The following is a 12388-nucleotide window of genomic DNA, read 5'->3' on the forward strand; positions in this document are numbered from 1 at the left end:
CGCGAGCCACCGCATGCGGTGGCTTTTTTCTTCGCGCAGGGCCCGTGCGTCATCGCTCAAGGAAGCGCCAACGCAGCCCGGCGCTCGACGCCAACTTCGATCAAGACGCCATCTGCAGCTGATCGAGACCGAGCCATAGATAGCTGGCCGACCGTCCGGCCTTGCGGTCGCCGTCGTCGCTGACCATGAGGATGCCTGCCGCCCCGTCGATGGTCGCCGGGCTCACTCCTTCTGTACGCGCCAGGTCCCGCAGACCCGGAACCGCGACGCGGCGCACGGAGTTGCTTCGCCGGCCATTCCAAAGCCAGAGCGAGAACTCGGCGGGCCCGCTCGAAACGGGCCCGCCGACGACCAGGTACTGTCCGAGCGCGGGAAGGAAAGACAATGCGCGAATTCCGTGGCCGTCCAGATCCAGTTCATCGAGATCGGGCGACAGCTGGGGCTCCTCGTCCGCCTCGAAGACGGCCGTCGGATTGACGAGGCTGGCAATGATCGCGCGGCCTTCGCGCAGCGGGCTGCGAAAGCCGATCAGCAGATGATGCTCGAACGGGTCGATTTCCAGTGCTTCGATGTTGAGTCCGCCAGCGGCCTTGACCTGCCGGACTTTCGCCGCCGAAGCCAGCAGGGGATGCTGCGTCGTCATGGCCTTCTTCAATCCCTCGACGACCTTGGGGTCGACGACCCGATTCCCGTCGACCCGGAAGCGTACGAGTCGCTCGCGCGACTTCTTTGCGCGACCTTCGTCGTCTCGGGAATGGGAGGTGATGGCGTAGACGAAGCCCGATCGGTCCAGGGCAAGCCCTTCGAGATCGTCCAGCTTCCAGAAGTCGCTGAAGGTCTGGAGCAGGGTGGCGGTGAGTGCGACGCTGTCGACACGGCCTGCGTCGATCGTGACCAGGCTGAAGGGGTGGTCCTTCTCGTCCTCGATGACAAGAAGGCGCCCGTCCGGCAATTGCCGGATCGCCGACGGCTCATAGACCCCCGTCAGGGGCCGGAAAGCAGGGGGTTCCTGGTGTGTCACCGGCGCATTGTCTACCCATGAGTCGCATGATCCCAGAGGCAGTTGCAAGCCTGGACGCCCTCCCGGCGAGGGTTGACGGGCGGCGTGAACCGGCGCACAAACTCGCGCATGGATGCAAGGAGCTTCGAGGCGTCGGGCAGGAGGCGCACGCTGATCGCAGCGTGCCTGCTGGTGTGCGTTCCCGCCGCGCTGGCCATCGGAATCGGGTGGTCGGTCAGTGACATCGAACTTCGCAAGACGCTGTACGCGGCGGCGATCACGCTCGTGTTTGCCGGACTTTTCGGTGGTTTGCTCAAGGTGCAGCTCGATGAGGTTGCAGCATTCAAGCGAAAGCGCGAGGACGCCGCCTCGTTCGTCACGAACGTTCTGGCGGACCTCAAGGGGGTGTTCGACCAGGTCGCGCGGGCAAGAATCCTGATTCCAGCCCATCAGTCGGTCGCGACCTACGGCGACGAGATGCGCGCCTTGATCACCGCGCGCGTGCAGCTTCGCAACGTGGTACGGGCACTGGAGCGCAGAGCCGACGGTGTGGACGAAGAGACACGCTCGGAAGTGACGCGGCTGGTGCGCCGCATGGACGACTTTCTCGAAGGCCTGACTTGCGAGTTCCGCGACAATTACAAGCGCCTGTCGGATCAGCAGCGCGGCTACGAGAAACGCGCCGAGGCGCTGTTGAAGCAGTTCGCCGAAGACCCGAGCCGGCAGACGCCGCCGGAGCTTCCGGTCTTTGTCTGGAATTCGCTTTCCGAGTTGCCGCGACTTGCCGATTTCATCGGTCCGGCCAATGACTACCGCATCCAGTTCGAAGCGCCACTGGACGATGCGAGCGCGTGGCTGCGAAATGAACTGGCGCGCATTCTCGGCAGCACGCCATTGGGCAGCCTGAGAGGGCAACGCCACACGCAAACACCGACCGAAGCATCGCGCGCATAGCCGCGTCCGGCGCCCGCATGTCCCGCGCCACCATCACGACCGTCAGACTCTGAGCGAGCCTCTGAACCCCCGCGCGGCATAGTAGGACTGGGCCCCGTTGTGGTACACGAAGACCTGGCCGTAGCGCCTGTCGCAAAACAGCGCCCCGCCGAGCTTTCTGACCTCGGGGGGCGTTGCCACCCAGCTGGACGTCTTCATGTCGAACTCCCCGTACTGCTGAAGCTTGCGGTATTGCGCCTCTGTCAGCAGCGAGACGCCCATCGCCGTGGCCATGTCGATGGCGTTGCTCTCCGGCTTGTTCTCCTTTCGGGAATTCAAGGCTTGTGCGTCGTAGCACAGGCTCCTGCGTCCCTGCGGACTTTCAGCGGCGCAATCGCAGAACAGGTAGGCGCCTTCATCGTCCGCTGCGCCGATGACATCGGGTTCGCCTCCCGTTCTCTCCATCTCACGAAGCGACGTCAGCTTGTCGGGTCTGTCTTGCAAGCGACCCAAGACATCGGCCCAGCCGGCTTCTGCGTGTCGGTGCATGTTCTGCTCGAACCGCGACTTCAACGCATGGATGAGGATTTCGAGTGGATCTGCCATCATGTTCGCGTGCTTGCGGGCCCTTCGGGTCGAGGCCCTCGTTCAGGACCTCCTGTTCGGGAACGCAGCTTACAGCGTTCAGGTCCCGACCTGGCGCCACGCAACAGGTGCGATGCGCCGGAAGGGAAGACCCGATTCGGAACTCCCCCGCATTCACTCAGGCTGCAACTCGGCGTGGTCGATCAGGTTTCGCAGAAGTCCGGCAATGTCTTCGAGTGGAAGGCGATAGTGCGCATCGTCGGCGCGCGGGGTGCGCAACGCACCGGGCGGCGCGTCCGAGAAGACGGCTTCCTTGGCTTCCTGCAGCACCCCGATTCCCCCCGCAGCATTGATGGCGCGCAATCCGTCCGTTCCGTCGTCGCCTCCTCCGCCCAGAACAACGCCGATCACGCGTGGCCCGTAGACGCGGGCAGCAGACTCGAACAGGCAATCCGCGGCCGGGTGCGGGCGGCGCAACCTTGCGCCTTCAGCGACGCCGAGCACCCCGGGCGAGGTGACGATGAGGTGTCGATCGGGCGGGGCCAGATAGACGTGTCCCGCGACGAGGAGGTCCCCCTCGGCGCCGTAAGTCACCGGCATCTCGGTGCAGTTCCCCAGCGTCGTGGCGGGCGATTCGGAAACGCCGGGTGAGGCATGCACAACAGCGAGGATGGGAGCTTGGAATGGCGAAGGCAACTCGTCGATGAGGTTGCAGAGCGTTTTCAGGCCGACGAGCGAGCCACCGATGACGACGAGATCTCGCATACCTCAAGGTCCTTCGCTTTCCCAAGCCGCGGCAAATGGGTAGCGGGCTGACCAGTGCGCCAGCAGGCGAGGCTCGGTGTCCACGCGCCTCACCACTTCCGCCATGCGTGGGGCTTCGCGATAGAAGCGCAGGCGCCGCGGCTCCCAACGGGAGACCACCGTGACGTAGAGATCCAGCACCGTGAGGCTCTCTCCAAGCAAATAGCGACCGCCACGCGGCACTTGCGCATCCATGAAGCGCCAACGCTGCGCGATTTTCTCGGCGGTCTGGTCCAGCATGATGGCTTTCGCCTGCGCGGTCCCGGCGCGTCCGCACGCGTCGTCTTGCATCCAGTACAGCGAGTGGATGGTCGACGAAACAAAGCTCATCCATCGCAGATAGGGCGCGCGCGCCGGGTCGTCGAACCGGGGTGCCAGCCCCGCGTCAGGGTAGCGATCCGCGAGCCAGATCAGCATCGCAGCGCTCTCCGCCATGATCTCGCCGGAAGGATGGACCAGCATGGGCACTTGCCGCATGGGTCGGGCCGAAGCCAGCCTGGTGCGTTCGATGTCGCCTTGCCACGGCGCGAAATCCATGACCTTGACCGGCGCCCCGATCAATATCAGCGCCGCGTGGACGGGCGTGGCACCTGAGCCTGGCGCGCCGTAGAGGACGAAAGGTAGCGGGGCCATGATCGAACGCAAGGGCCTCCTTGTCTCCGGGCCAGCCTACGCTTCCAAGCGACGGATGGTTGTAGGTGCTCGCCGTAAAGAGATTCGCCGATCGCGTGCACCCGCGCGCGCAGCTTCAGAACGTCAGCTTGACCGAGGGGGCGCTGCGCTGGGCCTTGCCGTGGAACACGGCCTCGATGTTGTTGCCGTCGGGATCGAGCACAAAGGCGGCGTAGTAACCCGGGTGGTAGGGCCGTTCGCCGGGGGGGCCATTGTCGGTACCGCCATTCGCGAGCGCGGCCTTGTGGAACGCGTCGACCATCGCTGGGTCCTGGGCCTGGAACGCCAGATGGTGGCGCCCGGTGAGTTGCCCCTGGGCGGCCTCGCTGTCCGCCGTCGAAACAAACAGTTCATCCGCCCAGAAGTAGCCCTCGCCGGTGCCACCCACCGGGACCTTCAGCACCTCGAACACGGCCTCGTAGAACGCCTGGCTGGCGGCGAGATCGCGCACCACGAGTTGGATGTGATCGATCAAGCGCCCGCGATGCAACTCTTGCGTTTCCATGCATGAACTCCTTCGATAGGGCGACGCCGCCGATGTCGTCAGTCGTCGTGTCGTCGCATACGCTTTTGCGATCAGCTTGCGCGCGGCCACGCCGGCGCGTGTGAGCTGGCCAAGACACGCGATGTAGGACCATGGGCCGGCTCGGCGCAACCGAGGGCGAGCACGGCGGATCGCGTCATCGGGCCGCGCGCAAGGCGTTGTACGGGTTGAGCGCCTGGCCCTTCCACCACTGTTTTTCCGGCCCGAGCAGGAACACCGCGAAGTGCAGGTGCGGCGCGTTTGGTGCAGCGTTCCCGGTCGTGCCGACGTAGCCGATCAGGTCGCCGCGCCGAAGCTGCATGCCCTCGTGCAGGCCTTCGGCATAGCGGTCGAGGTGCGCGTAGTAGTAGGCGAGCTGGCTCGCGGGGTCGAACTGATAGACGGTGAGCCCGCCCGGCTTGCTGTCGAACAGCTTGACGAGCTTGCCGTCGTCCACGGCGCGCACCGGCGTGCCGCGCGGGGCCATGATGTCGAGCGCCTCGTGGCGGTGATCGGGGCGGCCGTCGTCGAAGGTGTCGCGCACGGTCTCGGGCCGGATGCCGTCGACCGGGAACCGCAACGCACGCGCGGCGAGCAGCGCCGCCCCGGCGTGCTCGATGTCGACCTGCGCCGTCGCCCAGCGTGGCGCGACCAGGCATGCGGCAGCCATTCCCAGGTGTCGTCGCGACAGGCGCACGGCCCTCCCTTAGGCCTTCACCTCGACGGCGAAGCCCGCCTTCGCCAGCTGGGAGACGCGCGCCGCGTCCCAGTTGGTCAGGTGGATGCAGCCATTGGTCTCGTCATGCCCCACGCGATCGGGCGCCGGCGTGCCGTGGATGCCCCAGTGCGGCTTTGACAGCCCCATCCACACATTGCCGATCGGGTTGTTCGGCCCCGCCGGGACGTCGACCTTGGTGGCGCCGGCGGGCACTTTCTTGAGGATCGCCGGGTTGTAGGTGAAGGTCGGGTCCTTGACCTCGTTGATGATCTTCATCGTGCCGAGCGGCAGCGGGTCGAGCGGCCCGCCGATGCTGATCGGGAAGCCCGCGAGTGGCTTGCCTGAGCCATCGAGAACGAACAGCATGTGTTCGCTCTTGTCGATCTCGATCGACTTCGCGGCCTTGACGACGCCGGCATCCGCCGCGCCCGTGACGTTGACGACCACGATCTCGTCGCCGGCCTGGTATTTCGCGCCGCGATTCAGGTCGGCCAGGGCCTTGGGCGACATGTGGTGCCTCTCCGAGATCGCTTCGCGCAGGTTCTCGTAGCTCATCGACTTGAGCTTGGCGCGATCGGTCATTTCTTTCGGCGTCGGCGCGTAAGGCCCGGCCACGTCCTTCTCGGTGATGGCGTAGGCGGCGAACAGCGGGGCCGTGTCGGCCTGGAGCGCGGCCCACGTCGCGGCATCGACCTTGCCGCTCGCGTCAAGGCCGTTCGATTTCTGGTAGGCCGTCACCACGCGGCGCATGTTGGCGCCGAAGCCCCCGTCGATCTCGCCGGGAGAGAACCAGGCGCGGTCGAGCAGGATCTGCGCGCGCATGACCGCGGCACCGCGGGAGCCTTGCGCGAGCACCGGCGTTTCGCTGGCCGCATTGAGCCTGTCGAGCGCGGCGGGCCCGGACACACCGGCGGGCGCTTTCCGGTCGCTTGGCGTTGCGGCATGCGAGAGCCATGGCGAGGCGCCCGAAGCGCCGACAACGAAGCAGGCCGCGGTGCGGAGGAAGGATCGGCGCGGAAAATTCATCATGGCGGTGGCAGGTAGTGCAGTGAAGTCCGTCGGACCATAGGGTGGGTGACCGGGCGAGGCCTGTAGTCGCAAGCAGACAAAAGACCTCGGCGGCTGGCGCACGCATCCAAGACCGAGGCGTTGCGCTGCGCTGCCTGACAGCGTCATGCGCGTCAATCCCTACACGCGGCCAGTCCCGCCGCTGACGGCTCGCAGCCGTCATCGCGACGAAGGTGGCTCATGTCCCGGGGAAACAAGCCGGGTTCTCAAACCGGCCTTCCTGGAAGGCCCTTGAAAGGATTTTCACCATGGCACTCGACAAAGACATGCTCGACCTGGGCGATCGCAACGCCGAACCCCTGACCAAGGACGAGGTGGTCGACATCCTCAACGACCTGCTCGAGAACACGCGCGACGGCGGCTACGGCTTTCTGGCCTGCGCCGAAGAGGTCGAATCGCCGGCCGCCAAGCAGTTGTTCGCGAGCCGAGCAGAGGGATGTCGCCAGGCGGAGAGCGAATTGCTGCAACTGATCACGTCCTATGGGGGCAAGCCGGCCGATGGCGGCACCGCCGCCGGCGCGGTCCATCGTGGTTGGGTCCATGTGAAGGGGTCGCTCGGCGCGAACAGCGAGCTCTCGATCCTCGAATCCTGCGAGCGCGGAGAGGACACGGCCGTGGCGCGCTATCGCAAGGCGCTCAAGCAGAACCTGCCTGCGGACGTACGCAGCGTGGTGGAGCGGCAGGCTGCGGGCGCCCAGCGCAACCACGACCAGATCCGCGACCTGCGCAACGCCGCTCGCGCGAAGGATTGAGGCGCGGCGGTGAGCGACGCCGGGGATCGCGCGTTGGTGTTGCAGCGCCGCTCCTAGCGATGGGTCCTTCTGCATTCACCTGCCACGCGCGCCCGGACCGTTTCGTCATTGTCGTTGCGCATGTCATAGACGGCCTGGGCGATCTCTTCCATCGCCTTGCTAGTCCCGGCACCGGTTGCCCCGGCCGCAGCAGCGGCCGCCACCCGGGCTTGAGGAATTCCTTGCTTGCGCGCCCTGTTCATCTCGACGCTGACGTTGGCGAGTTCGTCACAAACCTTGGGCTGCTCCGCGGTCAGTGGGGGCGCAGCACCCGCGAAGGACAGACCCGCAGCCGCAAGAAGCGATCCAATGGCGCGGGGCGGGGAGGGCAACGTGAGGACCGGTCGCATGGAGAGATCTGGAAACGGAGATCTGGAAAAGCGGTGGGGCCATGGTGCACCCATCGGCTCGGCCGGACCACCTCATAAGACACATCGCTCGCCCGCCCGGCGCCTTGGCGTGACGTTGCAAGTTGCCCCCGGGTCGGCGTTTCCCTTTGAGCGGCTTGACCGCTTTGCCTTGCCTAGCCGAGGCGCTTCTTTCTCAGGCGCTCCAGGCGACTGATGAGGTGCTCCGGCAAGCGTCGCGCCTGCGCGATGTCGACCGCGTCCCGACCTTTGGAGTCGGCAATGGAGGCGTTGGCCCCGGCCTCGATCAGGAGTTCCAGCGTCTTCAGCCGCTTCAGCCGGGCCGCATAGAACAGAGGGGTTTCGCCGTGCGCTCGCAGGTCGAGCTCGGGTGTCGCCCCGAGCAGGATTCGGCACATCGCGTCGTCGTCACGCCAAACCGCTGCCCATAGGGAGTAGCTTGCATTCGCCCCACGCTTCACGAGGAAGGTGACCAGAGGCACGTTCTCGCCGCGCGCAACGGCATACCAGAGGGGCGTCGCCCGAAAGTCACCTTCGTCCTCGTCCATGGGCACCTCGCCCTCGAGGTTGGCGCCAGCGTCGAGCAGCGCGGACACTGTCTGGAGCCCGTGAGCCTCCCCGAGTGGGGCGCTGCCGGGCTTCACGGAACACGCCAGATGCAGCGCCGTACGGCCTCGGGCGTCGGTCGCATCGACCAGCCGGGGCATCCTGGACAAGGACTCCGCGACCGAAGCCGCATCCCAGCGCTTCGCCGCAGCGAAGAGTGACGTCTTGGACGGCTGACGCATGCAGGTCTCCTCTTTGTGGTCGCGGCCGGGATCTCGGCTCGTGGCCGAGGTCGAGTGCGAACGCGAACGCGAACGCTCGGCTCCCAGTATGAAGGACAGGACTGGGGCACGACCCCGACGTGAGCGCCGTGTCGTTCCCCTGCGCATCGAACATGCGCATCGCTGCCGCGGTTGCAAACCCAAGGGGAAGTAACAATCGAGAACGCTTCGCCCCGCCTGAAGCGTGCCAACCTAGCGGCCCGTGAAACGCGTCGCCCAATGCGAAGGTAGCCCGATGACCGGCCGGTGTCTGACACGACGCAGCGTATTGGCACTGCCTGCCTTGTTCGCGCCCGGAGGGGTATCGGCGCAGCGGACGAAAGCGGCCGCTTCGCGGCGGATCGGCGTCCTGTGGCTGGGCGCGGCGTCCACCACGTTCGGGCCGACCTCCAGGGAAGTGCTCTTGCGCGACACCTTGCGCCAGCTCGGCTGGGTCGAGGGCCGGAATCTGGCCGTCGAGACTCGCTACGTGGGCGACGGCGTCGACCCGGTGCGCAGCGTGCAGGACCTGCTCGCGACGCGGGTCGATGCCCTCGTGGCCATGGGGTCGCCGATCGCCCTGGCCGCCAGGCACGTGACCGGCGCGCTCCCCGTTGTGTTTGTCGTGTTCGGTGACCCGGTGGAATTCGGACTGATCGACAGTCTGGCCCGTCCGGGAGGCAATCTGACCGGCATCTACATGCCCACGGCCGAGCACGCCGGTAAGCGATTGGCATTGTTGCGCGACGCGGTTCCGGCCACCACGCGCATCGCGGTGTTCAACTTTGCGGACTCTCGAGCGCGGGTCGAAGCGAGAAACACGCAGGCCGCGGCCCAGAAACTGGGCGTGCAGCTGGTCGAGATGAACTTGAACGGATTGGCAGATCTTGACGACGCGTTCCTCGAATGCAAGAGAGCCGGCGCGACGGCACTGACGGTCCTCACGGAGCCGCGCACCAGCGTTCATCTGGGACGGGTGGCCGAGATGTCTCTGGCGCACAGGCTGCCTTCTGTCGCGGGCTATGCCGGTTTCGCCTGGCTCGGAGGTTTCATGGCCTATGGCGCGGACGGCGGCGAAGGCATTCGCCGGGCCGCCTCCTTCGTCGCCAGGATCCTCGACGGCGCGCGGCCCGCGGATCTGCCGGTGGAACAGAGCACCCGGTACGTTCTGGCCCTGAACATCAAGACAGCCAGGACGCTCGGGGTGCGTTTCCCGCGAGCCCTGGTGCGCTATGCGAATGTCGTCATTTCATAGGCCAGGTGTCCTTCGCCGCCTCACGACCCGTTGCCTCTCGCGCTCCGATCGGCATCCGCAATCCGCTTGCGCTGGACCACGTGGTTGCGCATCGCGTCTTCGGGATGGGCGAAGGTCACCAGGCCGTTCTTCACCGTGCCGACCACCAGCATGTTCTGCGAGAGTGCTTCCCTGTCGTTGCGGAAAGGCTTTTCGTAGGTGGTCACGACGCCGTAGTACGCGCGCTTGGGTTGCTCCAGCGCCTGCTTGATGTGGGGTCCGCTGAGCTTGTCGCTCGGCAGGCTCAGCACGGCGTGCGCGAGCAGATAGGTCGCGTCGTAGGCCTGGGCTGCCGCCATGGGGACGGGAATCCTGGCGGCATTGAACTTCCGCGCGTAGCTGGCCAGGAAGGTTGCGCGCCGCTCGTTGGTCGGTTCGGCCACGAAGCTCAACGCCATCAACGATCCTTCGGCGGCTTCCTTCGCGCCATCGATGAACAGGGGAAACGAGAGGGCCCAGGCGCCGACCTGCGGCACCTTCCACCCGAGCGCATGACGGCCCTTGGCCACGACGGCGTTCTGGGGTGCGATGGTGTAGATGAACAGCACGTCCGCGCCGGCGTTGCGAGCTTCCTTCAACTGCTCCGTCACGTCCTTGACGCCAAGGTCGAAGCGGCCCACGTAGACGGGCTTCAGGTTCCTCCGCTCGAGCGCCTTCTGCACATCCTTCAGGCCGGCTTCGCCGTAACCCGTGTTGTCTGCGAAGACCGCCACCTTCGTCAACTTGCGGGCCACGATCTCGTCCACCATGAACGGTGCCTGGATCGCGTCGGCCGGCGCATTGCGGAAGATGAAGCTGTCCGCCGGCGCAAACTTGGTCGTGACCGGCGTCCCGGTCGTGCACGGCACGAGCAGCGGCAGTTGGTTGGCCTGGAAGACCTCGATCGACTTCATCGCGACGCCCGTGTTGCAGAACCCGATCGTCGCGATGACCTTTTCCTTGACGAGCTCCAGTGACAGCTTGAGGCCGAGCTCGGGATTGGCTTGGTCGTCCTTGATCACGAGCTCGAGCGGACGGCCCAGGTAGCCGCCGAACGAATTGATCTCGTCGATGGCGAGCTTGACCCCATTGAGCATCGGGAGCCCGAAGTCGGAGGACGGGCCGGTCAGCGGGCCGATGAGCCCGATCTTGATCGTGCCGGCCGCAGCGGCGGTGGGCGTGACGGGGCCCTGGACGGAGGGATTGGAGGGCGCCGCTTGCGCCAGGGCGCTGCCGGTTGCGAGCGCCCAAGCGGCGGCGAGGAGGAATCTGGTTTTTGTCATTGCGGGCGGGACCTGTCTTTGTTGGAGGGGGCAATGGAAGGCGCCGCGCATCGTCATCGTCCGCTTTAGTAGACGGACCCGTACATATCCCTAGCGGAGCGAGGGAGGCCCGCGTTTCCGTGCGAAATTTCGCACTTCAGGCCCCTATCGCGACGCGCCGCCACCGCCTTCGCGCGCCGGACCGCGTGCTGAAAAAAACGACAAACCAAAGTACTCATGTGCACTATGATGGGACGCTCCTGCAGACGGAGCGAACGCATGAGAGCAGTGGCATCCATCCTGGTCGGGCTCGCGCTTTTTGTCGGCTGTCTTGCCGCGTGGTGGTTCTACTGGCCGATCTGGAAAGTGGAGGCGCAAGTACGGGGGAAACTGCCGACAACTTCCGCGACCTTTTCCAATGTGAAGTACAACCGGGCGACCGGGGCCGGGTGCGGGTTTGTCAACGCGGGCACCGGCCGCGGCGTGCCCCACGGCACGACGCATTTCATCCTGCTGCCCGACGGCAGCCTGAAATTCGACCCCTCCGATCGCGTGACGGGCACGACGCTCCAGCAACTGGAAGCGATCCGCAAACATTCCGACTATCTGGCACTGGTCTACGCACGCTGCGCCTGACTGCGCTGCACGGATGAGGAAGCGGACTACCTGAACGAGAGGACACGGCCGACTGGAGCCGATGCATGGCCGGCCAACATGGCACGACTCTCAGGAAAGGCGCGCGATGATGGACAGAGACAGCGCGGTCGTGGCGGCGCGGAACCCGAAGGCAGCCGATGCGCGAAGTGACAGCCCCGTGGGCACCGCTTGGCCGGCACAACTGTGGATCGTGCGGCACGGCCAGAGCGCAGGCAACGTGGCGCGCGACGCCGCGGAGTCCGGAGGCCTGGCCGTCATCGAGCTGGCCTGGCGCGACATCGATGTGCCGTTGTCGGAACTCGGCGTCGAGCAATCCATCGCCGTGGGGGACTGGTTCGCCAGCCTCGCACCGAATGATCAACCCGAGGTGATTCTTTGCTCGCCGTACGAACGCGCGCGCCAGACCGCGCAGCTGGTCGCCGAACGCGCGCGCTGGGCCAGTTCGTCCGCGACGCTGCGCCTGGACGAGCGGCTGCGCGAGAAGGAATTCGGCATCCTCGACCGTCTCACCAAATTCGGCATCCAGCAGAAGCATCCGGATCTGCACGAGCAACGCACGCACGTGGGCAAGTTCTACTTCAGGCCACCGGGCGGCGAGAGTTGGTGTGACGTGATCCTGCGCCTGCGCAGCCTCATCGAGATGATCACGCGGGAGTATTCGCAGCGACGCGTGCTCGTGGTGGCGCACCAGGTGATCGTGAACTGCATGCGCTATCTGCTGGAGCACCTCGACGAGAAGCAGATCCTCGAGATCGACCGGCAGGGCGACGTCCCCAACTGCGCGATCACCTCTTACCGGGCTGTGCGCGGCAAGGAGGACGACGACGTGCTGCAACTGGACCTCGTCAATTTCCTCGCGCCGCTGCGCGAAGCGGCCACGCCGGTGACCACCGCACCGGACGTGCCGGCGGCGGCCAAGCCTTGACGT

The 12388-nt window shown here is 66.0% G+C and carries 15 protein-coding genes; 5 read left to right on the top strand and 10 right to left on the bottom strand.

Annotation, left to right across the window (positions count from 1 at the left end; genetic code table 11):
• Positions 1 to 100 precede the first annotated feature (100 nt).
• A complete protein-coding gene (locus QTI04_RS02120; RefSeq protein WP_286614006.1) occupies positions 101 to 1021 on the bottom strand; it encodes a DUF3616 domain-containing protein in 921 nt (306 codons plus the stop codon).
• An 84-nt stretch (positions 1022 to 1105) separates the two neighbouring features.
• On the opposite strand from QTI04_RS02120, the gene QTI04_RS02125 reads away from it, so the two are divergent.
• On the top strand, positions 1106 to 1954 hold the full coding sequence (locus QTI04_RS02125) for a hypothetical protein (RefSeq protein WP_286604568.1): 849 nt from the start codon (positions 1106 to 1108) through the stop codon (positions 1952 to 1954).
• A gap of 42 nt (positions 1955 to 1996) precedes the next feature.
• Here QTI04_RS02125 and QTI04_RS02130 read toward each other — a convergent pair whose 3' ends face one another.
• From QTI04_RS02130 to QTI04_RS02155, 6 genes are all read right to left on the bottom strand, one after another.
• Positions 1997 to 2539, bottom strand: coding sequence for a DUF4256 domain-containing protein (locus QTI04_RS02130; protein ID WP_286604566.1), 543 nt, complete (start codon positions 2537 to 2539; stop codon positions 1997 to 1999).
• A 153-nt stretch (positions 2540 to 2692) separates the two neighbouring features.
• Entirely contained in the window at positions 2693 to 3283 is a 591-nt protein-coding gene (locus QTI04_RS02135) for a chemotaxis protein CheB (protein ID WP_286614007.1), read from the bottom strand.
• A gap of 3 nt (positions 3284 to 3286) precedes the next feature.
• Positions 3287 to 3955, bottom strand: a complete 669-nt coding sequence (locus tag QTI04_RS02140) for a glutathione S-transferase family protein (protein WP_286604564.1) — start codon at positions 3953 to 3955, stop codon at positions 3287 to 3289.
• A 115-nt stretch (positions 3956 to 4070) separates the two neighbouring features.
• The gene (locus QTI04_RS02145; protein WP_286604562.1) at positions 4071 to 4499 is read right to left on the bottom strand and encodes a VOC family protein; all 429 of its coding nucleotides are present in this window, start codon (positions 4497 to 4499) and stop codon (positions 4071 to 4073) included.
• A 175-nt stretch (positions 4500 to 4674) separates the two neighbouring features.
• The gene (locus QTI04_RS02150) at positions 4675 to 5187 is read right to left on the bottom strand and encodes a M23 family metallopeptidase (RefSeq protein ID WP_286614008.1); all 513 of its coding nucleotides are present in this window, start codon (positions 5185 to 5187) and stop codon (positions 4675 to 4677) included.
• Positions 5188 to 5223: 36 nt separating this feature from the next.
• On the bottom strand, positions 5224 to 6141 hold the full coding sequence (locus QTI04_RS02155) for a L,D-transpeptidase family protein (RefSeq protein WP_286604558.1): 918 nt from the start codon (positions 6139 to 6141) through the stop codon (positions 5224 to 5226).
• 410 nt (positions 6142 to 6551) lie between these two features.
• Between QTI04_RS02155 and QTI04_RS02160 the strand changes: the two genes are divergently transcribed.
• Positions 6552 to 7055 (top strand): PA2169 family four-helix-bundle protein, encoded by a 504-nt coding sequence (locus tag QTI04_RS02160; RefSeq protein WP_286614009.1) that lies wholly within the window; start codon positions 6552 to 6554, stop codon positions 7053 to 7055.
• 53 nt (positions 7056 to 7108) lie between these two features.
• Here the strand turns inward: QTI04_RS02160 and QTI04_RS02165 are convergent, their stop codons facing one another.
• Together QTI04_RS02165 and QTI04_RS02170 are read right to left on the bottom strand one after the other, a co-directional pair.
• Complete coding sequence (locus QTI04_RS02165) at positions 7109 to 7444, bottom strand: hypothetical protein (RefSeq protein ID WP_286614010.1); 336 nt, start codon at positions 7442 to 7444, stop codon at positions 7109 to 7111.
• Between the two features lie 173 nt (positions 7445 to 7617).
• The gene (locus tag QTI04_RS02170) at positions 7618 to 8250 is read right to left on the bottom strand and encodes an ankyrin repeat domain-containing protein (protein WP_286614011.1); all 633 of its coding nucleotides are present in this window, start codon (positions 8248 to 8250) and stop codon (positions 7618 to 7620) included.
• A gap of 307 nt (positions 8251 to 8557) precedes the next feature.
• Here QTI04_RS02170 and QTI04_RS02175 point away from each other — a divergent pair, with 307 nt between their 5' ends.
• Entirely contained in the window at positions 8558 to 9523 is a 966-nt protein-coding gene (locus QTI04_RS02175) for an ABC transporter substrate-binding protein (RefSeq protein ID WP_286614012.1), read from the top strand.
• 20 nt (positions 9524 to 9543) lie between these two features.
• Here QTI04_RS02175 and QTI04_RS02180 read toward each other — a convergent pair whose 3' ends face one another.
• Positions 9544 to 10824 (bottom strand): ABC transporter substrate-binding protein, encoded by a 1281-nt coding sequence (locus tag QTI04_RS02180; protein ID WP_286614013.1) that lies wholly within the window; start codon positions 10822 to 10824, stop codon positions 9544 to 9546.
• Positions 10825 to 11091: 267 nt separating this feature from the next.
• Here QTI04_RS02180 and QTI04_RS02185 point away from each other — a divergent pair, with 267 nt between their 5' ends.
• Positions 11092 to 11439, top strand: a complete 348-nt coding sequence (locus tag QTI04_RS02185; RefSeq protein WP_286614014.1) for a hypothetical protein — start codon at positions 11092 to 11094, stop codon at positions 11437 to 11439.
• Between the two features lie 106 nt (positions 11440 to 11545).
• Positions 11546 to 12385 carry a histidine phosphatase family protein gene (locus QTI04_RS02190; RefSeq protein ID WP_336621867.1) on the top strand — a complete coding sequence of 280 codons (840 nt, stop codon included), beginning with the start codon at positions 11546 to 11548 and terminating at the stop codon, positions 12383 to 12385.
• Positions 12386 to 12388 lie beyond the last annotated feature (3 nt).

It is taken from the genome of Variovorax sp. J22R115 (assembly GCF_030317005.1).
Taxonomy (GTDB): Bacteria; Pseudomonadota; Gammaproteobacteria; order Burkholderiales; family Burkholderiaceae_C; genus Variovorax.

Bases quoted from the DNA above. Each gene is read 5' to 3' on its own strand.
- QTI04_RS02130 (WP_286604566.1), bottom strand. From the start codon at position 2,539: ATGGCAGATCCACTCGAAATCCTCATCCATGCGTTGAAGTCGCGGTTC.
- QTI04_RS02135 (WP_286614007.1), bottom strand. From the start codon at position 3,283: ATGCGAGATCTCGTCGTCATCGGTGGCTCGCTCGTCGGCCTGAAAACG.
- QTI04_RS02140 (WP_286604564.1), bottom strand. From the start codon at position 3,955: ATGGCCCCGCTACCTTTCGTCCTCTACGGCGCGCCAGGCTCAGGTGCC.
- QTI04_RS02145 (WP_286604562.1), bottom strand. From the start codon at position 4,499: ATGGAAACGCAAGAGTTGCATCGCGGGCGCTTGATCGATCACATCCAA.
- QTI04_RS02150 (WP_286614008.1), bottom strand. From the start codon at position 5,187: ATGGCTGCCGCATGCCTGGTCGCGCCACGCTGGGCGACGGCGCAGGTC.
- QTI04_RS02160 (WP_286614009.1), top strand. From the start codon at position 6,552: ATGGCACTCGACAAAGACATGCTCGACCTGGGCGATCGCAACGCCGAA.
- QTI04_RS02165 (WP_286614010.1), bottom strand. From the start codon at position 7,444: ATGCGACCGGTCCTCACGTTGCCCTCCCCGCCCCGCGCCATTGGATCG.
- QTI04_RS02170 (WP_286614011.1), bottom strand. From the start codon at position 8,250: ATGCGTCAGCCGTCCAAGACGTCACTCTTCGCTGCGGCGAAGCGCTGG.
- QTI04_RS02180 (WP_286614013.1), bottom strand. From the start codon at position 10,824: ATGACAAAAACCAGATTCCTCCTCGCCGCCGCTTGGGCGCTCGCAACC.
- QTI04_RS02190 (WP_336621867.1), top strand. From the start codon at position 11,546: ATGATGGACAGAGACAGCGCGGTCGTGGCGGCGCGGAACCCGAAGGCA.